The organism is Prevotella ihumii (assembly GCF_900155655.1).
Classification (GTDB): domain Bacteria; phylum Bacteroidota; class Bacteroidia; order Bacteroidales; family Bacteroidaceae; genus Prevotella; species Prevotella ihumii.
The window spans coordinates 3,083,599-3,105,624 of sequence record NZ_LT706987.1 but is presented as its reverse complement, the minus strand read 5'-3'; the positions used below and the strand labels follow the sequence as shown (position 1 = coordinate 3,105,624).

21 protein-coding genes are annotated in these 22,026 nt (G+C 44.0%); 13 read left to right on the top strand and 8 right to left on the bottom strand.

Translation table 11 applies throughout. The features are described from left to right. Positions 1–18: 18 nt before the first annotated feature. The 3 genes from tilS to CZ367_RS13465 are packed head-to-tail and all read right to left on the bottom strand — an operon-like array spanning position 19 to position 3,289. Complete coding sequence (tilS, locus tag CZ367_RS13475) at positions 19–1,401, bottom strand: tRNA lysidine(34) synthetase TilS (protein ID WP_077197275.1); 1,383 nt, start codon at positions 1,399–1,401, stop codon at positions 19–21. Beyond that, on the bottom strand, positions 1,391–2,599 hold the full coding sequence (locus tag CZ367_RS13470; protein ID WP_077197274.1) for a class I SAM-dependent rRNA methyltransferase: 1,209 nt from the start codon (positions 2,597–2,599) through the stop codon (positions 1,391–1,393). Before CZ367_RS13470 ends, tilS begins: the two co-directional genes overlap by 11 nt. Positions 2,600–2,617: 18 nt before the next feature. Beyond that, positions 2,618–3,289, bottom strand: a complete 672-nt coding sequence (locus CZ367_RS13465) for a 3'-5' exonuclease (protein WP_077197273.1) — start codon at positions 3,287–3,289, stop codon at positions 2,618–2,620. A 102-nt stretch (positions 3,290–3,391) separates the two neighbouring features. Between CZ367_RS13465 and CZ367_RS13460 the strand changes: the two genes are divergently transcribed. Together CZ367_RS13460 and CZ367_RS13455 are read left to right on the top strand one after the other, a co-directional pair. Continuing rightward, the gene (locus CZ367_RS13460; protein ID WP_077197272.1) at positions 3,392–5,824 is read left to right on the top strand and encodes an FtsK/SpoIIIE family DNA translocase; all 2,433 of its coding nucleotides are present in this window, start codon (positions 3,392–3,394) and stop codon (positions 5,822–5,824) included. Positions 5,825–5,959: 135 nt separating this feature from the next. Next, positions 5,960–6,571, top strand: a complete 612-nt coding sequence (locus CZ367_RS13455) for an outer membrane lipoprotein periplasmic chaperone LolA1 (protein WP_077197271.1) — start codon at positions 5,960–5,962, stop codon at positions 6,569–6,571. Between the two features lie 7 nt (positions 6,572–6,578). Here the strand turns inward: CZ367_RS13455 and CZ367_RS15275 are convergent, their stop codons facing one another. Both CZ367_RS15275 and rd read right to left on the bottom strand, forming a co-directional pair. After that, complete coding sequence (locus tag CZ367_RS15275; RefSeq protein WP_144006002.1) at positions 6,579–6,761, bottom strand: hypothetical protein; 183 nt, start codon at positions 6,759–6,761, stop codon at positions 6,579–6,581. Positions 6,762–6,804: 43 nt separating this feature from the next. Further along, positions 6,805–6,969, bottom strand: a complete 165-nt coding sequence (rd, locus tag CZ367_RS13450; protein WP_077197270.1) for a rubredoxin — start codon at positions 6,967–6,969, stop codon at positions 6,805–6,807. Between the two features lie 243 nt (positions 6,970–7,212). Here rd and CZ367_RS13445 point away from each other — a divergent pair, with 243 nt between their 5' ends. Then, the gene (locus CZ367_RS13445) at positions 7,213–8,061 is read left to right on the top strand and encodes a patatin-like phospholipase family protein (protein WP_077197269.1); all 849 of its coding nucleotides are present in this window, start codon (positions 7,213–7,215) and stop codon (positions 8,059–8,061) included. A 107-nt stretch (positions 8,062–8,168) separates the two neighbouring features. Here CZ367_RS13445 and CZ367_RS13440 read toward each other — a convergent pair whose 3' ends face one another. Together CZ367_RS13440 and mtgA are read right to left on the bottom strand one after the other, a co-directional pair. Continuing rightward, positions 8,169–10,676, bottom strand: coding sequence for an ATP-dependent helicase (locus CZ367_RS13440; protein ID WP_077197268.1), 2,508 nt, complete (start codon positions 10,674–10,676; stop codon positions 8,169–8,171). Positions 10,677–10,685: 9 nt separating this feature from the next. Continuing rightward, entirely contained in the window at positions 10,686–11,369 is a 684-nt protein-coding gene (mtgA, locus tag CZ367_RS13435; protein WP_077197267.1) for a monofunctional biosynthetic peptidoglycan transglycosylase, read from the bottom strand. Between the two features lie 909 nt (positions 11,370–12,278). Between mtgA and CZ367_RS13430 the strand changes: the two genes are divergently transcribed. From CZ367_RS13430 to CZ367_RS13405, 6 genes are all read left to right on the top strand, one after another. Beyond that, a complete protein-coding gene (locus CZ367_RS13430) occupies positions 12,279–12,590 on the top strand; it encodes a T9SS type A sorting domain-containing protein (protein WP_077197266.1) in 312 nt (103 codons plus the stop codon). A gap of 34 nt (positions 12,591–12,624) precedes the next feature. Beyond that, complete coding sequence (locus tag CZ367_RS13425) at positions 12,625–13,176, top strand: RNA polymerase sigma factor (protein WP_077197265.1); 552 nt, start codon at positions 12,625–12,627, stop codon at positions 13,174–13,176. A gap of 82 nt (positions 13,177–13,258) precedes the next feature. Then, complete coding sequence (locus tag CZ367_RS13420) at positions 13,259–13,654, top strand: hypothetical protein (protein ID WP_077197264.1); 396 nt, start codon at positions 13,259–13,261, stop codon at positions 13,652–13,654. A gap of 39 nt (positions 13,655–13,693) precedes the next feature. Then, positions 13,694–14,104: a hypothetical protein gene (locus CZ367_RS13415; RefSeq protein WP_077197263.1), complete on the top strand. Its 411-nt coding sequence runs from the start codon at positions 13,694–13,696 to the stop codon at positions 14,102–14,104. 43 nt (positions 14,105–14,147) lie between these two features. Further along, positions 14,148–15,656 carry a glycoside hydrolase family 10-like protein gene (locus CZ367_RS13410; protein WP_084793529.1) on the top strand — a complete coding sequence of 503 codons (1,509 nt, stop codon included), beginning with the start codon at positions 14,148–14,150 and terminating at the stop codon, positions 15,654–15,656. A 281-nt stretch (positions 15,657–15,937) separates the two neighbouring features. Next, positions 15,938–16,492 (top strand): glutathione peroxidase, encoded by a 555-nt coding sequence (locus CZ367_RS13405; RefSeq protein WP_077197262.1) that lies wholly within the window; start codon positions 15,938–15,940, stop codon positions 16,490–16,492. A gap of 180 nt (positions 16,493–16,672) precedes the next feature. Here the strand turns inward: CZ367_RS13405 and rlmD are convergent, their stop codons facing one another. After that, on the bottom strand, positions 16,673–18,100 hold the full coding sequence (rlmD, locus tag CZ367_RS13400) for a 23S rRNA (uracil(1939)-C(5))-methyltransferase RlmD (protein WP_077197261.1): 1,428 nt from the start codon (positions 18,098–18,100) through the stop codon (positions 16,673–16,675). A gap of 69 nt (positions 18,101–18,169) precedes the next feature. Here rlmD and CZ367_RS15635 point away from each other — a divergent pair, with 69 nt between their 5' ends. The 4 genes from CZ367_RS15635 to CZ367_RS13390 all read left to right on the top strand — a co-directional run bounded on the left by CZ367_RS15635 (position 18,170) and on the right by CZ367_RS13390 (position 21,510). Then, on the top strand, positions 18,170–18,307 hold the full coding sequence (locus tag CZ367_RS15635) for a hypothetical protein (protein ID WP_154669345.1): 138 nt from the start codon (positions 18,170–18,172) through the stop codon (positions 18,305–18,307). A gap of 311 nt (positions 18,308–18,618) precedes the next feature. Further along, positions 18,619–19,842 carry a site-specific integrase gene (locus tag CZ367_RS13395; RefSeq protein WP_084793528.1) on the top strand — a complete coding sequence of 408 codons (1,224 nt, stop codon included), beginning with the start codon at positions 18,619–18,621 and terminating at the stop codon, positions 19,840–19,842. Then, the gene (locus CZ367_RS16000) at positions 19,839–20,009 is read left to right on the top strand and encodes a hypothetical protein (protein WP_154669344.1); all 171 of its coding nucleotides are present in this window, start codon (positions 19,839–19,841) and stop codon (positions 20,007–20,009) included. Before CZ367_RS13395 ends, CZ367_RS16000 begins: the two co-directional genes overlap by 4 nt. Positions 20,010–20,100: 91 nt before the next feature. Beyond that, on the top strand, positions 20,101–21,510 hold the full coding sequence (locus CZ367_RS13390; protein ID WP_077197259.1) for an IS5 family transposase: 1,410 nt from the start codon (positions 20,101–20,103) through the stop codon (positions 21,508–21,510). The last annotated feature ends 516 nt before the right edge of the window (positions 21,511–22,026 follow it).

The window sequence follows — 22,026 nt, the reverse complement described above, 5'->3', positions numbered from 1 at the left end:
TATCTGATAATCTTTTCTTTATTCTACCACTAAGCGGTAAACGGCTTTTGTTGCGCTGCCTATCCTTGCTTTATCGCTCATTCGTCTGCCCACAACCCAAAGTATAGTATCCATAGCATCTACCAAAACCAATTGTTTGCGCTTAGTGAGCGCATCTACTTTTTGGTCGGTGAGGAAGTCGGAAACGAGCTTTGAGCCACGCATACCAAAGGGCGTAAAGCGGTCGCCTTGCTTAATGGGGCGAAGAAGGAGGGGAAAAGCAACCTTTTGCTTGTCTAAAGCAATGGTATGCAATGCTTTAGGAATTTCGAAACCTTCATCAACTTGTTCTTCTGTAATGCGGATAGACAATGCTTCGGAGTAAATGTATTTGCCCGTTTCAGGAATTTTCATCGCCTTTTGCTGCACAGTTTCACGCTTAGCAACAAGGAGTTGGGTTCTGTCTATTACAACCTCAAAATGGTCGGACACCCACGATTTACCCGTTTGCCCAGTAAGCGATTGGGCGATAAGTTCGGTCTGTGTGGCGTTAAATCCATAGGGCGAAAGCACATAATATAAAAGGTATTCGGGCGAAACGTATGCGGTGAGTTTGTCTATACGCAACGTGAAGTTGGGCAAAGTCACACTTCCCCTACCCTGCTTTAAGGTTTCTAACCACAACGGCATATCTCCTTCCACACACACCATTGTTTGCAAGGCGGTATAGATAGATTGGTGGATTATCTTTTCTGCCTCCTCAACGTGGTTTACCATCTTCATCATTGCCTCATCAAACGAGGGATTGAGCGTTTTGAGTTGAGGAACAACATTCAGGCGCACCTTGTTTCGTTTCACATCGTCCACCATATTCGAACTATCGGTAACGTATTCTATTCCAACATCTTGCACGTAGGCTTCTATTTCGTTACGTGTACAACAGAGCAAGGGTCGGAGAATGTAACCATTGCGTGGACGTATGCCCATCAGTCCTTTTAGTCCTGTGCCACGTACGATGTTCATCAAGATGGTTTCGATGGAGTCGTCACGATGATGGGCTATACAGATGCCCGAAGCGTGAATATCCTTTCGCAATTGTTCGAAATAGCGATAGCGCAATTTGCGTGCAGCCATCTCAATACTCACCTTATGCAATTCGGCATAAACAGCTGTATCGAAATGCACAATATGTATAGGCAGAGCCAACTGATGACAGAGTTTCTTGCAGTATTCTTCGTCTCTTTCGCTTTCCTTGCCTCGTAGTTTGAAATTACAATGTGCAGCCTCAACTTGGTAGCCGAGCTTGTGTAATAAAACCAACAACGCTACACTGTCAGCCCCACCTGAGAGACCAACAATGTAGCGTTGTTGTTTGTTGAGCAATTGATGCTCCTTGATGTATTGTTCTACCTTATTCCACATACAGAACCAATCCCTTTAGATATTCGCCCTCAAGGTGATAGATATTGATCGGGTGGTCGGCAGGCTGATGAATTTGGTGCAGTATGCGCACCTTTCGTCCTGTTTGTGCCGCTGCGGTGAATACTGCTTGACGGAATTGTTCCTTGGTAACAACTTGTGAACAGCTAAATGTGAAGAGAATACCACCCTTCTTTATCTTCTCAAAGCCCTTCACATTGAGACGAGTATAGCCACGTAAACCATTCTTTAATGCCGAACGATGCTTGGCAAAAGCAGGTGGGTCGAGCACAATAAGGTCGTATTTGTCGTTATTGGCATCGAGGTATTTGAAAGCATCTTCGCAGTATGCGGCGTGACGGGTGTCGTTAGGGAAGTTCAGAGCTATATTGGCATTGGTCAGTTCCACAGCCTTTGCCGAACTGTCTACCGAGTGAACCAATTCGGCACCTCCACGCATAGCGTAAACAGAGAAACCTCCTGTGTAGCAGAACATATTTAGCACGCTGCGTCCTTTAGCATAAAACTCTAACAAACTGCGGTTTTCACGTTGATCAACAAAGAAGCCTGTCTTTTGACCTTTCAACCAGTCGATGTGGAACTTTAGACCATTCTCTATCGCAACGTTATTGTCTGTCTTGCCAAGAATAAATCCGTTTTCTTGTCCGAGGTCGGCTTTGAAAGGCAGTGTGGTCTCGCTCTTGTAATATATACTTTCAATTCTGTCGCCCATAACAGCCTTGAGCGCATTTGCGATGTCGTGTCTGAACACGTGCATACCTACCGAGTGTGCCTGAACCACACAGGTTTTGTCGTACACATCTACAATCAGTCCTGGCAAGTTGTCGCCCTCTCCGTGTACAAGTCGGTAAGTATTATTGATGGTCAACGACTTATTGGCAACGCTTTCTTCAGGTCTGACCACGCCTATGGCCTCTCGCACAGCTAAGGCAGCAGCAAGTCGGCTTTCCCAAAAATGGGCATCTATCTTCACATCGCTGAACGAAAGAATACGTACAGTGATGCTTCCTATTTGGTAATGACCCACACCTATGAAGTCGCCACTACGTGTCAACACACGCACCACTTCGCCCTCTTCGATACCATCGTCCATTCCTGCAATCGCACCAGAGAACACCCAAGGGTGCTTGCGCAATAGGCTGTCTTCCTTACCTTTCTTTAAATATATCTGTTTGTACATTTCTTTGCCTTTCTATTGTCATTGTGCAGGTGCTTCACCCTCATTTTTCGCAACTTCTTGTTGAGGTTCTGGCTCTGCCACCTTTATTATTTCGTAACTATTGGTTTGCTTCAACAGCATCAGTCGTTCGTATATCATAATACAAGCCCACGCATCTGTTGCAGCATAATTCTTTTGTTTGTCAAGTAGAATTGGAGCTTCCCAATTGGACAGTTGTTCTCGCTTGGCTATACGCTCGTGAAAAAGGTTGGCATAGAGCTTTTGCAAACTAAGGTCTTCTATACCAAAGTCTTTCGCAATATCCTGTAAATCAATGAATTTTCCCTTGTTAAAAGACACTCGCTTTTGCAACATCATAAAGTCGTCGTGGAGCGATAAACCCACTTTTGTTACAGTTTTGTCTTCCAACAACCTAATGAGGCAAGGCGGAACACCAATGATATTAAGCCGAAACAGAAAGCATATATCTCGTGTAGCCACTTGAAGCAACGCCACCTTGTGATGCTGACCTTTGCGAAACACAGGGCGAGTTTCTGTATCTATACCTATGATGTCGGAAGCGAGCAAGTAATTCACTGCTTTCTCGGCCTCTGCCTCGTTGAGTACCACAACAATACGTCCTGGAAATAATACTCGAGGCAATTCAGGAATACGCTTCTTATCGAATTTGTTAAATAATTTAGTTATCATTTCTACTTGTTTCGATTTGCAAAATTAGAAAAAACTTCTGAAATTATATCCGAGTATATGGTTATTTTTTACTACTTTTGCACATAAATAAAGAAATCGTTGATGGCAAAGAAAAAAAAGGAGCAGAAATCTAAGACATTTAGTGAAGCGCTCGGACTCAATTATATTATCAATGACAAGACTGGATTTGTATTTGGATTGGTACTCCTCTGTCTTGCCCTTTATATCTATATTGCATTTTTCAGTTATCTTTCTACAGGTCAAGCCGACCAAAGTTTGGTAATGTCGCTTCGTCCAGGGGAGATACAAAATACGACCAAAGAATTTCAAAACGATTGTGGGTCGGTGGGCGCATTGTTGTCTTACTTCCTCATCGCACGTTGTTTTGGATTGGCAGCATTCATCATTCCTTTCTATATTACCATCTGTGGTGTAAAACTTATCAAGGCTTACGAAAAAATACGGCTATGGAAATGGTTTTTCGGTTCAGCTTTGACGATGATTTGGTGCTCCATTACGTTCTCAAAAGCCTTTACGCCATTGATGGGCGAGCAAATCTTTAACCCTGGAGGCGACCATGGTGCGTATATTGTAGAAACGGTAGAGAATATGATTGGTTCGCCCGGGCTCATCGCATTGTTGAGTATTGTGATGATAGCCTTTCTCACTTACCTCACTTCAGAAACCATCACCATTATCCGAAAGATGCTCAATCCTGTGGGATACTTGCGCGATAAGGTGAAGTTTACCGTGGTTCGACACAATGGAAATCAATCTACAGAAACTCCCGAAACCATCATTGGGGACGAAAAAGAAGTGGAAGACTTTCTTAGCGTTGAACCTCAAACGGTCGAATTTTTAGAGGATAACGTTACAGAGGAATCGCAATTGGCTGTGAAAGAGGCAAAGGTTAGAAAAGAAAAGAACGAGGCTGTGGGCATGACCGTTAATATGCCAAAGCAAGAGGAACAAGCCTCAGGCAAGACAGTAGCCAACACTTCCGACCTCTCTACACCAATCAACCCACACGAACCTTTCACCAAATGGAAGTATCCAACACTTAGTTTGCTCAAAGAATACGATTCTGACAAACAAGTAAACTATGTTGATAAAGAAGAGTTAGAGGCGAATAAGAACCGCATTATCAAGGTCTTGAGCGACTTCGGTGTACAAATCAGAAGCATTAGAGCCACCGTTGGTCCTACCATTACGCTCTACGAGATTACGCCAGCTCAAGGTGTGAGAATTTCAAAGATAAAAAATCTTGAGGATGATATTGCACTCAGCCTTGCTGCCATTGGTATTCGTATCATCGCACCGATGCCTGGAAAGGGCACAATTGGTATAGAAGTGCCAAACGCAAAACCATCTATCGTGTCGATGTATTCTATCTTGAACTCACGAAAGTTCCAAGATAGCACAATGGAGCTGCCCATTGCCTTGGGAAAAACCATCACCAATGATGTATATATGGTAGACTTGGCTAAGATACCTCACCTCCTTGTGGCAGGTGCTACGGGTCAAGGAAAGTCAGTAGGTCTAAATGCTATCATCACATCATTACTCTATAAGAAACACCCGAACGACTTAAAAATCGTCTTAGTCGACCCTAAGAAGGTGGAATTTAGTGTTTACGCCCCCATTGCCAAACCTTTTATGGCGGCAGTGGAAGAGAACGAGGACGAACCTATCATCACTGACGTGCAAAAGGTGGTGAAAACGCTTAAAGGTCTCTGTGTCTTGATGGACAAACGTTATGATATGCTCAAGGCAGCAGGTGCTCGCAACATCAAGGAATACAACAAAAAGTTTCTCACACATCAGCTCCGCCTCACCGATGGTCACGAGTTTATGCCTTATATGGTAGTCATCATCGACGAGTTTGGAGACCTTATTCTCACTGCGGGTAAGGAAATAGAGATGCCTATCACCCGTATTGCACAGTTGGCACGTGCCGTAGGTATTCATATGATTATCGCTACACAGCGTCCAACTACCTCAATCATTACAGGTAACATCAAAGCCAACTTCCCAGGACGCATTGCTTTCCGTGTGGGAGCGATGATGGACTCACGCATTATTCTCGACCGTCCTGGAGCTCAACAGCTTGTTGGACGAGGCGATATGCTCTACCTTAACGGTGGCGAGCCTATACGTGTGCAGTGTGCATTTGTAGATACACCAGAGGTAGAGAACGTCACTAAGTTTATTGCCGACCAACCAGGACCAGTCGCACCATTGGAAATTCCTGAACCACTGGCCGAAGACGGAAGCGTTGCTGGTGGTGGTTTGGACGATCAAAATATAGACCCACTCTTCGAAGAGGCAGCTCGTGCCATTGTCTTAAACCAACAAGGGTCAACGAGTATGATACAAAGACGCTTTGCAATAGGCTATAACAGAGCTGGACGACTAATGGACCAGATGGAAAAGGCTGGTATCGTAGGTGCAGCCCAAGGTTCAAAGCCTCGTGAAGTATTGATAGGCGACGAGGTTAGCTTAGAGGCTTTGTTCGCCACCCTTCATCGAACGTAAAATATAATTAGAGCTTTAGCCCATCAGAAATGTCAGACCTGTCGGACTTGTCGGACACGTCTGACTAGTCTGACTGGTCTGACTGGTCCGACTGGTCCGACTGGTCCGACTGATCTAATAAAAACTTCAAGACGTATGAAAACAAAGAAAAATATTATTCTTGCCATAGCATTATTGCTCTGTACAAGTGCGTTTGCACAATCTGCCGCACAGGCGAAAGCCGTATTAAATAAGGTAGCAAGCGTAGTAGGACGCCGTGGCGGTGCATCTGCCAACTTCACTATATCGGGCGGAGGCTACGGCACAACCTCAGGCAAACTTGCCATCAAGGGAAGTAAATTCAAGGCAGTAACACCTCAAGCCACCGTCTGGTTTGACGGCAGAACCCAATGGAGCTATATGAAAAGCACCAACGAGGTGAATGTTTCTACCCCAACCGAGGCACAACGAATGGCAATGAACCCCTACTCGTTCATCACAATGTACAAGTCGGGGTACACAATGAGTATGCAAAAAGCAGGCGCAACCTACAACATTACGCTCAAAGCCACAAACCGTTCGCGCAGCGTACAACAACTATATATAAAGGTGGCGAAGAACTATCAGCCCACACAGATAAAGATGTTGCAAGGCGGCAAGTGGACTACCATCAGCATACGCAACTTCCGTGCTGTAAATCAGAGCGATAATACATTCCGCTTCAAACAAAGTGATGCACCATCGGCTGAAGTTATCGATTTAAGATAGCAAGAGGTTAGCTTTTTAACCCAAATCGGTCGTCGGACTTGTCGGACCAGTCGGACTTGTCTGACACGTCCGACACGTCTGACACGTCCGACAAGTCCGACTGGTCCGACAAGTCCGACGACCGATTTGGGTTTAACTCCTCAACACACCATTTTCCGCCAATCAAAGCACAGAAAAAAGAGTAAGCCATTACTGACCTACTCTCCTTAGTATATTCTGTGATTTGAAAAAGATTACTCTTCTACTACTACGAAATCGTCCTTACCAACTCCACAAAGAGGGCAAACCCAATCTTCAGGAATATCTTCAAAAGCTGTACCTGGTGCGATACCACCGTCTGGATCACCTACTTCTGGGTCATATACATAACCACAGGTTTCACATTCATATTTCTTCATAATGTTTTTTGTATTTAAATTGTTCTATTTCTTTATTCGCTACAAAGATAAAGCCGAATTGAACATATTACAAATTATAAGTGTTAATTTTTCTAATAATTATATTTTACCCCTAAGACAAGCGCAATTAATACAAAAATACAGGTGTTTTTGTGATTTTTGCACTATTAATTTGTTTTCCCATCTCTACTTTTTATACCCATCTTTTATTTGCTCTGCGCAAAAAGCCGTACCTTTGTGCGTATGAAAAAAGGATTAGTATTAGAGGGAGGTGCAATGCGTGGCTTGTTTTCGGCAGGTATTACAGATGTATTAATGGAACAGGGCATCACCTTTGATGGCATCGTTGGCGTATCGGCAGGTGCTGCTTTCGGCTGCAATATCAAGTCGGGACAAATAGGCAGGGTCATACGTTACAACAAGCGTTTTGCCAAGGATTGGCGTTACGCCTCTTATCGTTCGCTATTGCTTACAGGCGATTTCTTCGGCGGCGAGTACGATTACCATCATATCCCAACCCAACTTGACAAGTTCGACTTTGAAGCCTACAACAACAATCCAATGGAGTTTTGGGCAGTGGTATCAAACGTAGGAACGGGTAAAGCAGAATACAAATGCTTGATGGAAGCCAACTATGAAATGTTGGAATACATACGTGCGTCTGCCTCTATGCCAATGATTTCGAAGATTGTACGCCTCAATGGCAAACGCTTGCTCGATGGTGGAATGACCGACTCTATTCCTTTGCAATTCTTCGAGCAACAGGGGTACGACCGCAACCTCGTTATTCTTACCCAACCTTTAGATTATGTGAAAAAGCCTGTTTCAATGATGCCGCTTATAAAATGGTCGTTAAGACATTATCCACGCATGATTGAGGCTATGGCAAACCGACACAATATGTACAATGCGGAAACCTTATACGTACGTCAACAGGAAGAAGCTGGCAACGCACTTGTAATCAGACCAAAAGAAACATTATCAATAGGGCGAATATCGCACAATCCTGACGATATGCAACACACCTACGAACTTGGCAGAGCGGCTGCAATGGAAAAGTTGGAAGCAATAAAGGCGTACTTTAAAGAATAGGGTTAATCGATTCTGTCGGACGGGTCGGACGGGTCGGACAAGTCCGACAGGTCCGACAGGTCCGACAAAACCACTAAAAAGCCATAAAAAAAAACAATAGTTCAGCCTTACAGCACCTTAAATTTCGCAAACTTCAGCAACAACTGCTTTGTGCCAGCATTGCGAAATTCCACCGTGGCTTTTGCATTTTCGCCTACCCCCTCAAGTGCTAACACCTTGCCAACGCCGAAGCGTTGATGCTCTATCATGACCCCTTCTTTCAGTCCGTTTACCATTGCTGCGCCTCCGCCATTTGTTTCGGAAGGTGCAGACAAGGTTCGTCCGCCATTCGCAATAGCAGAAGAAAGTTTACGGAAGTTACCTCCTTCACGCAAGAGTTGCGCCTTGGTACGTGCCGACAATGGGTCTACTGCCTGTTCAGCCACTTTTCGCTGCGTTATCTTAGGTTGTGGGTCAGCCTTAAACTGCGATGCCACAGGATTGTCGTTCTGCCATCTGCCCCCCATTCGTCCGCTGTCTTGCCCCCACGACCTACTGCCCGTGTAAGGTTTGTTAGGCTCATAATCGCGAAAGTTATCGCCTCCCGAAGGCTTATCCCAAGGCATTCTGCCGCTACTCTGCACCGCTGCAAAAGCCTCATCGGTATCCAAATAACGTGGGTCTATATCTCGTAGGAAGCGACTGGGGTTGTTAAACTCCATCTTACCAAAACGATAGCGGTTCTTACAATTGGTGAGATAGCACAATTTCTCCGCACGTGTTATGGCTACATAAAGCAGGCGGCGTTCCTCTTCTATCGCTCTTCTCGACCCTACCGACATCATACTTGGGAAGATGTTTTCCTCCAATCCCACCACAAACACCACAGGAAACTCCAATCCCTTTGCAGCGTGAATGGTCATCAGTGTAACCTTTGGTGCATCATCGTCCGCCTTATCCAAATCGGAATACAAGGCTACTTCTTGCAGATAGTCGGTAAGGAAGGTTTCGCCCTCACGCCCTGTCTCGCTATTCTCGTCAACAAAGGCTTGCAAACCTGCAAGAAACTCTTCCATATTCTCACGCCTTGCAAGGTCGTCAGGCTCAGACCCCTTGTTCAAGTCGGCTGCAATACCGCTCTGTGTGATAATTTCCGAACCTAAGGTGTAGGCGTCTGTTACTGCCAATTGCTGGATAAAGGAGGTGATAAGGTCGGCAAAAGCCTTCAACTTATTCAGTGTGGCTTTGCTCACATTCAGTCCGTAGTATTCAGCCTTGGTTACTGCCTCCCACAAACTCACCTTGTTTTCTGTGGCACACATCACCACTTTAGCCACAGTGGTTTCGCCAATGCCACGTGCAGGATAGTTTACAATGCGCTTAAAAGCCTCTTCATCGTTAGGATTTGCCACCAATCGGAAGTAGGCAATAATGTCTTTTATCTCCTTACGCTGGTAAAACGAAAGTCCACCATATACCTTATAAGGTACAGCATTTTTACGAAATTCGTCCTCAAAGCTACGACTTTGGGCATTGGTGCGATAGAGTATTGCAAAATTATCATAATCATACCCCTCTCCTCGGCGCAATCGGTTTATCTCCTTTGTTACCACCATTGCCTCCTCCTTGTCGCTGTAACAAGGTTTGTAACTTATCCGTCTGCCCTCGCTCTCCTTAGAATATACGTCTTTTGGAATTTGCTGTGCGTTGTGCTTCATTAGCGAATTGGCAGCTTCCACTATCTTTTGTGTCGAGCGGTAATTGCGTTCCAACTTGAACACTTGTACCTTGTCGAATGCGTTTTGGAAACCTAAGATATTGTCGATATTAGCCCCACGGAACGAGTAAATGCTCTGATAGTCGTCGCCCACCACACACACACGTTGGTGTTCTTGCGCCAAGAGTTTTACAATCTCCACTTGCACAAAGTTGGTGTCTTGATACTCGTCTACCAAGATGTATTGGAAGTGGGCAGCATACTTAGCCCGTACCTCCGCATTTTCTTTCAACAAGCGATAGGTATTATAGAGCAAATCGTCAAAATCCATTGCGTTGGCTTGGCGCAATCGAGCTTGATAAGCCTCATATATCTGTGGCATAGCCGATATTTTAGCAAAGCGGTCGCGCTCTTTTATGGAGGGGTCGTTGGCATAAGCTACGGGCGAAACAAGATTGTTTTTAGCCATTGATATGCGCCCGTGTACTGTGGCAGGCTTGTACAATTTATCGTCCAACCCCATAGCTTTGACAATGGTCTTGAGCAACGAGCGTGAGTCGGTTTCATCATATATGGTAAAGTTGCCATTATAGCCTATGTGATGCGCCTCAACACGCAATATGCGTGAAAAAACAGAGTGGAACGTACCCATATATAGGCTACGTGCCGCCTCGCCCTCTACCAACGTTGCTATACGTGCCTTCATCTCCTTTGCTGCCTTATTGGTAAAGGTGAGCGCAAGAATACGATAAGGCGGTACGCCCGACAAAATGAGATAGGCTATCTTGTAGGTCAGCACACGTGTCTTGCCCGACCCTGCTCCAGCAATAACCAACGATGCCCCGCTGCAATACGCTACAGCTGCACGCTGATTGTCGTTCAACTGTGTCAACAGTTGCGTTATCTTTTCGTTTTCCATCTTACAATCTTATGGTTTAAAAGCAGGTATGTGACGCATCTGTTGCTCCACTTGGCGGAGACGCTTGCGCATATATGGGCCAGGGGTTTTAGACGAGAAGCGGCGAGGATTGGGCAGTGTGGCAGCAATAAGCGCACAATCGCTTCGGGTAAGATTTTTCGCATCTACATCAAAGTTTTGCTCTGCCACAGCTTGCACACCATAGATGCCGTCGCCCATCTCTATCGAGTTGAGGTACACCTCCATTATGCGTTCCTTGCTCCAAAGGATTTCTATCAAAAACGTGAAATAAGCCTCTAAGCCTTTGCGCACCCACGAACGCCCTTGCCATAGAAACACATTCTTGGCAGTTTGCTGCGAAATGGTGCTACCTCCACGCAACTTTTTGCCGCCTTCCAAATGGTCAAGTGCCGCAGCCTCAATGGCTTGATAATCAAAGCCGTGATGCTGCAAAAAGCGTTGGTCTTCGCTCGCTATCACAGCTACGGGCATCGACTTTGGCATCTCCGCAAGCGGTATCCACGTATGGTAAAGTTTCACATCTTCGCCCTTGTCTATCTGATCAAAACAGCGCGAAAACATCAGCGGTGTGAAGTAAACGGGGATAAACCGATAAGCCACAACTGCCAAGATAGACGAAATAAATAGCATTGCGACTATCCAGCGAATATATTTAAAAATCTTCTTCAACATAATGCTGCAAAGTTACAAAAAAGAGATGAAATACGGAGCAAAAGAAACGTTAATCGTCAAAGGCTGGTTCTATAAATTACCACCGCATATCGTCATTAAATTTTTATGAAATACGTTTTGTTATCTTTTGGCTCCTTTCTGGTTCAAAATGTAAGTTCGTTCAGTCGTGTAGCTCGCTACACTCCTTCACGCTCTTGCATTTTGACCTCAAAAATAAGCTCAAAATCTAACAAAGCTAATTTATAGAACCAGCCCAAATAGAACATTCGCCTATTTATTACCACGTTGTAAAAGCACAACTTTCGGAAAGCAAAACATATAGGTTTGACACGGTCAAAGTTCAACTTTGATAGGGCAAAACATATAGCTTTTGCATTGTCAAACATATATGTTTTACATCAAAAACATAACACACTTATAACCAACAGCTTACAAATACGGGAACAGACATTTTATCGTTCGGCAGATTGTTCTATTTATAACCAGCCCATAAAGATGATGTATTGTGTATTTCGGAAGAAATAATAAGGCGTTCTCAACACAACACACAGACCGAAAAAAGCAATTGTTTATACTCATCTTGAATAACTTAAAAATTAGTTCCGTTATGGGAATTTCAAATTTTCTATACACGGCAAAGTGTAGGGGCTTTGCTCACATTAATATCTATTTCAAAAGAGAGCTTCTTTTGGCAATAGCTTTGTTAACGAGAGATGTGTATAAATAGTAGAGAAAAGGGAGGGCGGAAAGCTTTAAATTATATTAAAAAAACGCTCTAAATATAATCATATATATCACCTGATGAAATAAAAATTGTATCTTTGCATACAAATAGATAGTGGAAATGGATAAGGCGAAAGCCCAAATCTCCCCCCACAACGACAATGAACAATAAAAGAATATAGCGGTATGAAAAAGAAAATATTTACACTCCTCTTAGCTTTGGCTACCATTAGCTTTGTGATGCCTCACGAAGTAATGGCAAAAACATCATTGGAACTTATCGACCAAGATTTTAACGCTGTAACCATCTCGGTTTCGGGCTCTGTGTTGCACATCGAAGGGGCTAACGATGAAATGCTGTACATCTACAACGTTACAGGCGTTAGAGTAATGAGCATCAAGGTAGAAGGACAGGACAAACGCTACAACCTTGGCCTACCAAGGGGCTGCTATATAGTAAAGGTGGGCAACGTTGTGAGAAAAATATTTATAAGATAAGATTTTTTTATTCAGCTATCCATATCCATAACTTGTGGGGCAAATAGATGAAGAAAAGCTATTAGAACAGCTTGCAAACCCAAACCAACGCCAAAAGGCATTTGCACTATTGGTAAACGAATATAGTAAACCGCTATATTGGAAAATTAGAAGTTTCGTGCTCACACACGATGACGCTGACGATGTGTTGCAAAACACCTTCCTAAAAGCGTGGAAAAACATTGCCGAATTTCAAGGAAAATCTAAAATATCAACGTGGCTATACCGCATAGCCATAAACGAGTCGTTAGACTTTCTGAGACGGAACAAGACCACTAACAAAGCAAATATAGACGAAGAACAAAGCGGAGTGGCACAACGACTAATGTCGGACGAATATTTTGACGGAGATAGAGGCCAAGCCCTACTGCAAGAGGCTATCGCTACACTACCAGAAGTACAACGAGCTGTATTCATAATGCGCTATTATGACGAAAAAAAGTACAGCGAAATGCACCAAATATTGGGAACAAGCGAGGGAGCACTCAAAGCATCGTACCACATTGCAGTACAGAAAATAACAGAATACATCAAAAAATATCAATAAAACACCAAACCAATTAAACCTTAGCATTGTTGATACATCATATATACAAACAAGAGAAACAACCCAATAGATTAAGGCTACTATGGACTTAGAAGAACAGCTCAAAACGCAATACGGCAACCAAAGACCTTTCAAGGTGGACGAACATTACTTCGATAACATATCGGAGCAAATATTCGCACGCATTGCCGAGGAGGAAAAGGCAGAGGCACAACAGCCCAAGGTTACCATAAAACCTATTAGACGTATGCGTCCGCTACTCGTAGCAGCATCGGTGGTAGGGCTTATAGCTTGTGCCACAATTACCCTCAACCTAATAAATGGCAAGGATAACACAGCACAAGGCAACAAAATAGCTAAACAGCAGAAAGCAAAGAAAGAGCTACTACAAAAAGAAAAACAACAAGAAATAGAGGACGCAGCCGAATATATGATGATAGACGAGGACGAGATGTACGCATATCTTGCTGAAAACTAAGGGGCATAAAGGCTAAAAACAAATTAGAACAGAAAGACAATGAAGAAAATAACACTTATCTTAACCATAGCTATCTGTGCTGTCACAATTAGCGCACAATGTAAGTTCGACCCAGAAAAATTCAAGGCTGAACTGAAACACCATATCATTGCAACGGCACATCTCACCGATAAGGAGGCAGCACGCTTCTTCCCACTATTCGAAGAGATGCAAAACAAACAACGAAACATTCATCAACGCATACGACAACTGCAAAAAACAAAACCTGCAAACGATGCCAAAGCACGCAACATCATCATTCAAACCGATAATTTGCGCATACAGAAAAAACAAATAGAACAACAATACCACAACAAAATGATGAAACTCATACCTGCTACAAAGCTCAATGAGGCACTGAAAGCAGAACGCAGATTTCATAAACAATACTTCAAAAACGTAGCAAAATAAAAAGAACAAAAAGGAAGACAAACCAAGATAAAGAAGAAAAAATATGCAATTCATCAAGAAAACACTACTCACATTAATCCTTGTATGGAGCGTATGCAATGCCATCGCAGCTGCCTACCCTACTAAGAAACGTGAGTTTAGAGGCGCGTGGATACAATGTGTGAACGGACAGTTTCAAAATCTTGGAACCGAAAAGATGCAGAACACACTCACATATCAGCTTGACGAACTACAAAAGATGGGCGTAAATGCCATCATCTTCCAAGTAAGAGCCGAATGTGATGCACTCTACCCCAGCAAATACGAACCTTGGAGCAAGTTTCTTACAGGACGCCAAGGCACAGCCCCTACGCCTTATTGGGATCCACTGCAATGGATGATAGACCAATGTCACAAAAGAGGAATGGAACTGCACGCTTGGATAAATCCATACAGAGCCAAAACAAAAACTACCAACCAATTGGCAATATCGCATATCGCTGTGAAAGAACCACAAAAGGTGTTTTCGTACGATGGACTGATGATACTTAACCCAGGAATACCCGAAAACAGAGACTACATCTGCACCATCGTCAAAGATATTCTTACACGATATGATGTAGACGGACTGCACATAGACGACTACTTTTATCCCTATCCAGCCCAAGGACAGACCATTCCCGATGTGAAAGAGTTTAGCAACTACGGCGGAGGATTTGGAAAAATTCAAGACTGGAGACGTGATAATGTTGACCGATTTATCAAACAATTGTCCGAAACCATTCACGAAACAAAACCTTGGGTAAAGTTTGGCGTGTCGCCTTTTGGCATCTATCGCAATCAGAAAAACGCACCTAACATAGGCAGTAAGACCAATGGCTTGCAAAACTATGACGACCTCTATGCAGATGTACTCAAGTGGGTGAACAATGGTTGGATAGACTATTGCGTGCCACAGATATATTGGGAGATAGGCAATAAGGCTGCCGACTACAAAGAATTGATACAGTGGTGGAACAGATACGCTGCCAACAGACCGCTTTATATAGGCGAGGACGTATTGCGCACGGTAAAGAATGCAGACCCACAAAATCCACGTTCGCACCAGTTGCCAGCAAAGCACAGACTGCACCAACAGGCCGAAAGCGTACAAGGAACAGTGCTGTGGTACGCTGCATCGGTAGTGGACAACCCTGGGAATTATGCTACAATGCTACGAACCAACTACTGGCGCACACCAGCCCTACAACCCCTAATGCCCTTTATTGATGACAAAGCACCTAAAAAACCAAGAAAGGTAAAGGCAAGATGGAGAGAGAAAGGATATTACCTCATGTGGAAAGCTCCAAAAAGCAAAACGTGGGACGACGAAGCAGTGAAGTATGTGGTGTACAAATTTGAAGCCGATGAACCTATAGACACCGACAATCCTGCACGAATAGTAGCCATAACAACAGCAAACGCACTCAAACTCAATTATAAAGAAGGAAACACAAAGTACATCTACGTAGTTACAGCATTAGACAGAATGAGTAACGAAAGCGTAGGAAAACAAAAGAAGGTGAAACTCTAACCCAAATCGGTCGTTAGACCGCAAAGGCTTTTTAAAGCGTTTAGATGTATGCTTTTCTTCGTCTTTGCACCTTATTTTGGCTTCTTTTCGGTTCAAAATGTAACAAAGCTAATTTATAGAACCGTCCTTAAAAGTAAAAACTGAAAGTTCTAAGTACGATGCAAATCAAATCTATAATAGATTTTAGGACTTTTAAGATATTTGTTTAGGGCAATTCAAAATATAAATCGTATATTTGCAATTACTACAAATTGTAGAAGATTATTAAAATAGAAAAGAAAATGAAAACAGTTTATGATTTCACTGTCAAAGATAGAAAAGGCGGTGATGTGTCTTTGAAAGAGTTTAGCAACGAAGTATTATTGATTGTAAACACAGCTACCAAGTGTGGTTTCACACCTACATACGATGAGCTTGAAGCTACATACAAGAAGTATCACGCACAGGGTTTTGAGGTATTAGACTTCCCTTGCAATCAGTTTGGCAACCAAGCTCCTGGTACTGACGAAAGCATTCACGAGTTCTGCAAGTTGGAATATGGTACAGAGTTCCCACGCTTTAAGAAGATTAAGGTGAATGGTGAAGATGCCGACCCACTCTACACCTTCTTGAAAGAACAGAAGGGTTTTGCTGGTTGGGACGAAAGCCACAAGCTCACACCTATTCTCGACAAGATACTCTCAGAAGCTGATCCAGACTACAAAGCTAAGTCGGACATCAAGTGGAACTTCACAAAATTCCTTATCAACAAGAAGGGTATGGTAGTTGCACGTTTTGAACCAACAGAGAAAATAGAAAACATTCAAGCTGAAATAGAAAAGCTTTTGGCTGAATAAAAGGCACGCAAATAAGATAAAACATAAAGGGTAAAAAGGTAAGCATCAGTGCTTCGCCTTTTTACCCTTTCTTTTTTGATAATCCCCAATAAGCATTTGGGTTAATCGGTCTATCTTTTTAGCGCATTTGTACGAGCGTAAAATAATGAAAATACACTTCCACAAATGCTTTATTTGGGTTTAAACTCTTTCTTCCAACAACACTACATTCTCAACGTGTGGCGTATGAGGGAACATGTCCACAGGCTGAACGGCTGCCACCTTATAGGCTGTATCGAGCAAAGCAAGGTCGCGCGCCTGTGTGGCAGGGTTGCAGCTGACGTAAACAATGCGCTTAGGGTGGGCATTGAGTATGACATTGATAACATCGGTGTGCATTCCCGCACGTGGAGGGTCGGTAATGATAACATCGGGGCGACCGTGTTGGCGTACGAAATCATCGGTAAGAATATCTTTCATATCGCCTGCATAGAACAATGTGTTGGTAATGTTGTTCACCTCCGAATTTACTTTTGCGTCCTCAATAGCTTCAGGAACATACTCTATACCAACAACTTTGCGTGCCTTCTTGGCAACGAAATTGGCTATCGTACCTGTACCTGTGTAAAGGTCGTAAACGAGTTCTTCACCTGTAAGACCTGCAAATTTTCGAGCCACATCGTACAGATGGTAAGCCTGTTCGGTATTGGTTTGGTAGAAACTCTTTGGACCTACCTTGTAGCGAAGGTCTTCCATCAGTTCAAAAATATGGTCGTTACCCTTGAAAACAGTGAGGTCGAGGTCGTTGTAAGTGTCGTTACCCTTCTGATTGTCTACATAGAGCAAGGCTGTAATCTCGGGGAATTGGTCGGCAATGTATTGCATCAAGCCCATTGCACGCTGATGGTCGCCCTCCTCATCGTAATGGAATTGCACAAGAAGCATCCACTCGCCCGTATTAGAATTGCGTATCATAAGGTCGCGGAGTAAGCCGTGCTGCGCACGAATGTCGTAGAATGTGAGTCCGTTGTCTACCGCATAGCTATAAATAGCATTTCTCACCTTGTTGCAATAGTCGTCCATCAAGACACACTTTTGGATAGGATAAATCTTGTCGAACGCTCCTGTGATGTGGAAACCTATTGCGCCCTCGCCCAGTCCTACACCTTCAGGGAGATCCTCAAGTTCTTCTTTGGTGTACCAACGCTTATTAGAACAGCCAAATTCCAGCTTGTTGCGGTACTCGAATATCTGTTGCGAACCCATAATAGGTGTAATTTCGGGCAAGGCTATCTTACCAATTCGTGTCAATTGGTCAACCACTTGTTGCTGTTTAGCCTTGAGTTGTTCCTCGTAAGGTAGGTTTTGCCACTTGCAACCACCGCAGATGCCGAAGTGTTCGCACGCTGGTTTGATGCGCTTAGGGCTATAAGTTACAAAGCGGACAACCGTGGCTTCGCAATAGCTGTTGCGCTTCTTGCGCACCTGAAGGTCGACCACATCGCCAGGAACAACAAAGGGTACGAATACCACCATATCGTTGACGTGTGCCACACATTTGCCTTCAGCTGCTACTGCCTCTATCTCTACATTCTCTAAAATAGGTAATGGTTTCTTTCTCCTGCTCATATTTTTGTATTTGCGTGCAAAGATACTACTTTTTTTTCGTTCATTCTCCAATCCTTATAATATAATAAGGTGAAAGAGGGAATTGCCCTCACGGCATTGCTTAGCCCTATTGGCAAACTACACTTTATAGGCTGGTGCTATAAATTAGCTTTGTTAGATTTTGAGCTTATTCTTGAGGTCAAAATGCAAGAGCGTGAAGGAGTGTAGCGAGCTACACGACTGAACGAACTTACATTTTGAACAAAAAGAACGCCTAAAAAGGCAAAAAATAGCAAAATAGAGCATTTGGTTTGAGTTTCAAGTGGTTGTGGCAGTCGTTGGCTTTAGTTGGCAGTGACAAGGAAATGAGGAAAAAGCAGATTAGAGAAGTAGAAACGCTTTCAAATCATTACCCAATGGAAACGCCCTAATAAGCATTTTTAACGGTGGCGGTTCAATCTTCTCCATTCTGCGTAAGTTTTGGTTTTGCCATGCAACTCTCATAGTTTAATTTTGCACCGAACAAAAAAGTAAGAATTATGAGATGCACTTTCAAGACAGTCTTCTATGTAAATGGAAGCAAGGAGAAAAATGGAATTGTCCCAATCATGGGGCGAGTGACAATCAACGGAACAATCGCACAGTTCAGTTGCAAGCAGAGCGTGACCAAGGCTATCTGGGATGCCAAGGGCAACAGAGCCATTGGCAAGAGCAAGGAAGCCAAGGAGGTGAACTTTGCGCTTGACAACATCAAGGCTCAAATCGCCAAGCATTACCAGCGACTTTCCGACCGTGAGGCGTTCGTTACTGCTGAAATGGTGAGAAACGCCTATCAAGGCATAGGCACCGAATACGAGACCTTGCTCAGAGCTTTCGACAAGGAGAACGCTGCCTTTGCCAAACGTGTAGGCAAGGACAGAGCCAAGAACACTTACAACAAGTATCTTGTGGTGAGAAAGTACGTTGCCGAGTTCATCAAGTATCAGTACAAGCGCAGCGATATGTCCATGAATGAGCTTACCGAGGAGTTTATCCGTGACTATTGCCTTTACTTGAAAAATGTGGTAGGGCTTGCGCAGTCCTCCATTTGGATTTACTCCATACCTCTGAAACATATCGTCACGGCGGCACACTACAACGGCAAGATACAGAGAAATCCGTTTGCCATGTACCACGTTGATCCAGACCACAAGGAACGAGAGTTCTTGACCTTGGACGAGCTTACCGCCATGACTGAGATAAAGTTGGAAGACCCCAACATGGCATTTGCGAGAGACCTTTTTATCTTTGGCAGTTGGACAGGTATAGCTTTCATCGACATCAAGAACTTGACGGAAGATAACATCAGCATGGTAAACGGTGCTCCTTGGATAGTGTCCAAGCGTCAGAAGACAGGCGTACCGTTCCAAATCAAGCTGATGGATATTCCCATGCAGATTGTTGAGAGATACAAGTCTTTCAGAAAAGACAACCACTTGTTCAATATCGGTAATCTTGACAGCATTAACAAGCGCATCAAGAAAGTTGCTGCAATGTGTGGTATAAAGAAGCATGTATCATTTCATGTCTCACGTCATAGTTGGGCAGTTTTAGCCTTGGAGTATGGTATGCCGATAGAGAGCGTGAGCAAGATTCTTGGTCACACGAATATCACCACAACACAGATATACGCCAAGGTGACAAGCACAAAACTTGACCATGACATATCTGTCTTTGAAAGTCGAATCAAGGGGCATTTGCCTGTAATGGGAGGAATGGCATGAAACGGACTGTAATCACCGTGGATGGCAATGGAAGGCTTTCCATTCCGTCCAACTTGGAGGACTTGTGGATGAATGAGAGTGAGTTGATTGATATGCTTTATATCACTGCCCCGAAACTCAATGCTGTGATACGAGCTATATATAGTCTCCCCTTGAAAAGTATTTAACCATCTGGTTATCAATAAAATAATCGTTCTCAAACTTGCATATTTCTACAAAGTTTTGTATCTTTGTATAGTAAAATCTTGCAATTCAACGATGTATAAATCTCCATCCAAAGTCCGTCAGGCATCATTATTCTGGGATCTTGAGACAATGCTCTCTCCCAAGAATTCCCTGTACAAGTTAGCCAATCTGATCGATTGGGATCTGTTTGAGCAGTCTTTTGCCCCTCTTTACAGCAAGGACACTGGCCGTATGGCCAAGCCCATCCGTCTGATGGTCGGTCTGCTGATCTTGAAACACCTTCGTGACGTTTCAGACGAGAGCGTCGTGGAGCAGTTCTCGGAGAACGCCTACTTCCAGTATTTTTGCGGGATGGAGGCATTCCGCACCGACGCTCCCTGCGTTCCCACCGAGCTTGTCGAGTTCCGCCGTCGCATCGGTGAATCTGGTATGGAGCTGATACTCAAGGAAAGCATCCGCATCAATCTTTTAATCGGCGATCACAGAAAAGAGGAGATGCAGGGGAAAGACGGCAAGGATGGACGTGGACGCAAGCCCGATGCGGAGCATACCGCATTCATCGACACGACGGTGCAGGAGAAGAACGTGACCTTCCCCACGGACTCGAAACTCCTGAACAAGGTGATAGACTTTTGCCACGGCGTGGCGGAGAAGGAAAACCTCAAGGTCCGCCAGAGCTATGCCAAGGAGATAAAGGAACTGAAGCTCGTTCAGCGCTTCAGGGGCAGGAAGAACAGCAAGGCCAAAGTCAGGAAGGCCGACAAGCGGATGCGCACCATTGCGGGCAGATTGCTCAGGGAGCTGCTTCGCCTGCTGCCCGATAGAAATGCCTACCAGAAGCGGATTGACATCTGCATGAGGCTTGTCAACGGCGAGCGGTTGGACGGCCATAAGATCTACTCGCTTCACGAGCCAGACGTGCTTTGTATCAGCAAGGGAAAAGAGGGCAAGAAGTACGAGTTCGGCAACAAGGTCTCCATCGTCAGACTATGGGACGGACTCATCATCGGTGCGCTGTCATTCCGCAATGAGTATGACGGCCATACGATAGACAAGGCAATGGAGCAGGTTAGGCGGCTGTATGACAGGAAAATAAAAACACTTGCCTGCGACAGGGGATACCGAGGACAAAGCATGAGTGGGCAGACACAAATCATAATTCCGGACACGCCCAAGAAAACAGACTCACGGTACGCCAAGAACAAAAAGCACAAACTCTTCCGCAAGCGGGCAGGAATAGAGCCTGTCATTGGCCACTGCAAGGCAGACCACCGGTTGGGGAGGAACTTCTACAAGGGTCTCTTCGGAGACTCCATCAATGTTATGCTTGCAGCTGCCGCATTTAACTTCAAAAGAGCCATGAGGCTTCTTTTGTGCCTAATTGAAAGAGTGATTATGTGGTGCTGTGGAAGACAAGAATTAAATTTTCAACACCAATTCTTCCCGCAGGGCTATATGAAAAATGCGATGTCGCCTTTTTGAGGGTCGACTATATAAAGAGGGTATGTTGTCTATGTCGGAAGTCCAACGAAGGGAAGAACTTTCCAAGGGTATTTGGCAAACGTTGTATGGATTCCCTATGGTTGTTGCCATTTGCTTCCGTCTAAACTCTAATGGTGCGGCACAACTTCGTGATGCCATCATCAAGAGATTGTACGGAGCAAAAGAGAAAACAAACATTGTCTTGCAACTATATGGAGGGACTAATTCCTTTAGTTGAGAATGGTCGCTTTTTTAGACGCTTCGATGATTCGCTGCCGTATTGACTTATTGACGTACTGATTCATTGTCGTATGGAAGTGCAGTTGCAATTTGATAAAGAAGTATCCATGCAAAGAAGTGTGTAAGCATATATGCATTGATGCCATACGTTTTACATTTTTATCGTATGACATATAAAACGTATGACATGCAGGAATACATTTTTGTTCATCCCGAGGAATGGCATTCAAGGAAAACTCATTCTTCGGGATTTTTTTCGTTTTCATCCTTTAGCAT

Coding starts and splice junctions, on each gene's coding strand:
- CZ367_RS13405 (WP_077197262.1), top strand. CDS start 15,938: ATGAAAACAGTTTATGATTTCACTGTCAAAGATAGAAAAGGCGGTGAT.
- CZ367_RS13390 (WP_077197259.1), top strand. CDS start 20,101: ATGTATAAATCTCCATCCAAAGTCCGTCAGGCATCATTATTCTGGGAT.
- CZ367_RS16000 (WP_154669344.1), top strand. CDS start 19,839: ATGAAACGGACTGTAATCACCGTGGATGGCAATGGAAGGCTTTCCATT.
- CZ367_RS13420 (WP_077197264.1), top strand. CDS start 13,259: ATGGACTTAGAAGAACAGCTCAAAACGCAATACGGCAACCAAAGACCT.
- CZ367_RS13440 (WP_077197268.1), bottom strand. CDS start 10,676: ATGGAAAACGAAAAGATAACGCAACTGTTGACACAGTTGAACGACAAT.
- CZ367_RS15275 (WP_144006002.1), bottom strand. CDS start 6,761: ATGGCTTACTCTTTTTTCTGTGCTTTGATTGGCGGAAAATGGTGTGTT.
- mtgA (WP_077197267.1), bottom strand. CDS start 11,369: ATGTTGAAGAAGATTTTTAAATATATTCGCTGGATAGTCGCAATGCTA.
- CZ367_RS13455 (WP_077197271.1), top strand. CDS start 5,960: ATGAAAACAAAGAAAAATATTATTCTTGCCATAGCATTATTGCTCTGT.
- CZ367_RS13410 (WP_084793529.1), top strand. CDS start 14,148: ATGCAATTCATCAAGAAAACACTACTCACATTAATCCTTGTATGGAGC.
- CZ367_RS13460 (WP_077197272.1), top strand. CDS start 3,392: ATGGCAAAGAAAAAAAAGGAGCAGAAATCTAAGACATTTAGTGAAGCG.
- CZ367_RS13465 (WP_077197273.1), bottom strand. CDS start 3,289: ATGATAACTAAATTATTTAACAAATTCGATAAGAAGCGTATTCCTGAA.
- tilS (WP_077197275.1), bottom strand. CDS start 1,401: ATGTGGAATAAGGTAGAACAATACATCAAGGAGCATCAATTGCTCAAC.
- CZ367_RS13445 (WP_077197269.1), top strand. CDS start 7,213: ATGAAAAAAGGATTAGTATTAGAGGGAGGTGCAATGCGTGGCTTGTTT.
- CZ367_RS13395 (WP_084793528.1), top strand. CDS start 18,619: ATGAGATGCACTTTCAAGACAGTCTTCTATGTAAATGGAAGCAAGGAG.
- rd (WP_077197270.1), bottom strand. CDS start 6,969: ATGAAGAAATATGAATGTGAAACCTGTGGTTATGTATATGACCCAGAA.
- CZ367_RS13430 (WP_077197266.1), top strand. CDS start 12,279: ATGAAAAAGAAAATATTTACACTCCTCTTAGCTTTGGCTACCATTAGC.
- rlmD (WP_077197261.1), bottom strand. CDS start 18,100: ATGAGCAGGAGAAAGAAACCATTACCTATTTTAGAGAATGTAGAGATA.
- CZ367_RS13415 (WP_077197263.1), top strand. CDS start 13,694: ATGAAGAAAATAACACTTATCTTAACCATAGCTATCTGTGCTGTCACA.
- CZ367_RS13470 (WP_077197274.1), bottom strand. CDS start 2,599: ATGTACAAACAGATATATTTAAAGAAAGGTAAGGAAGACAGCCTATTG.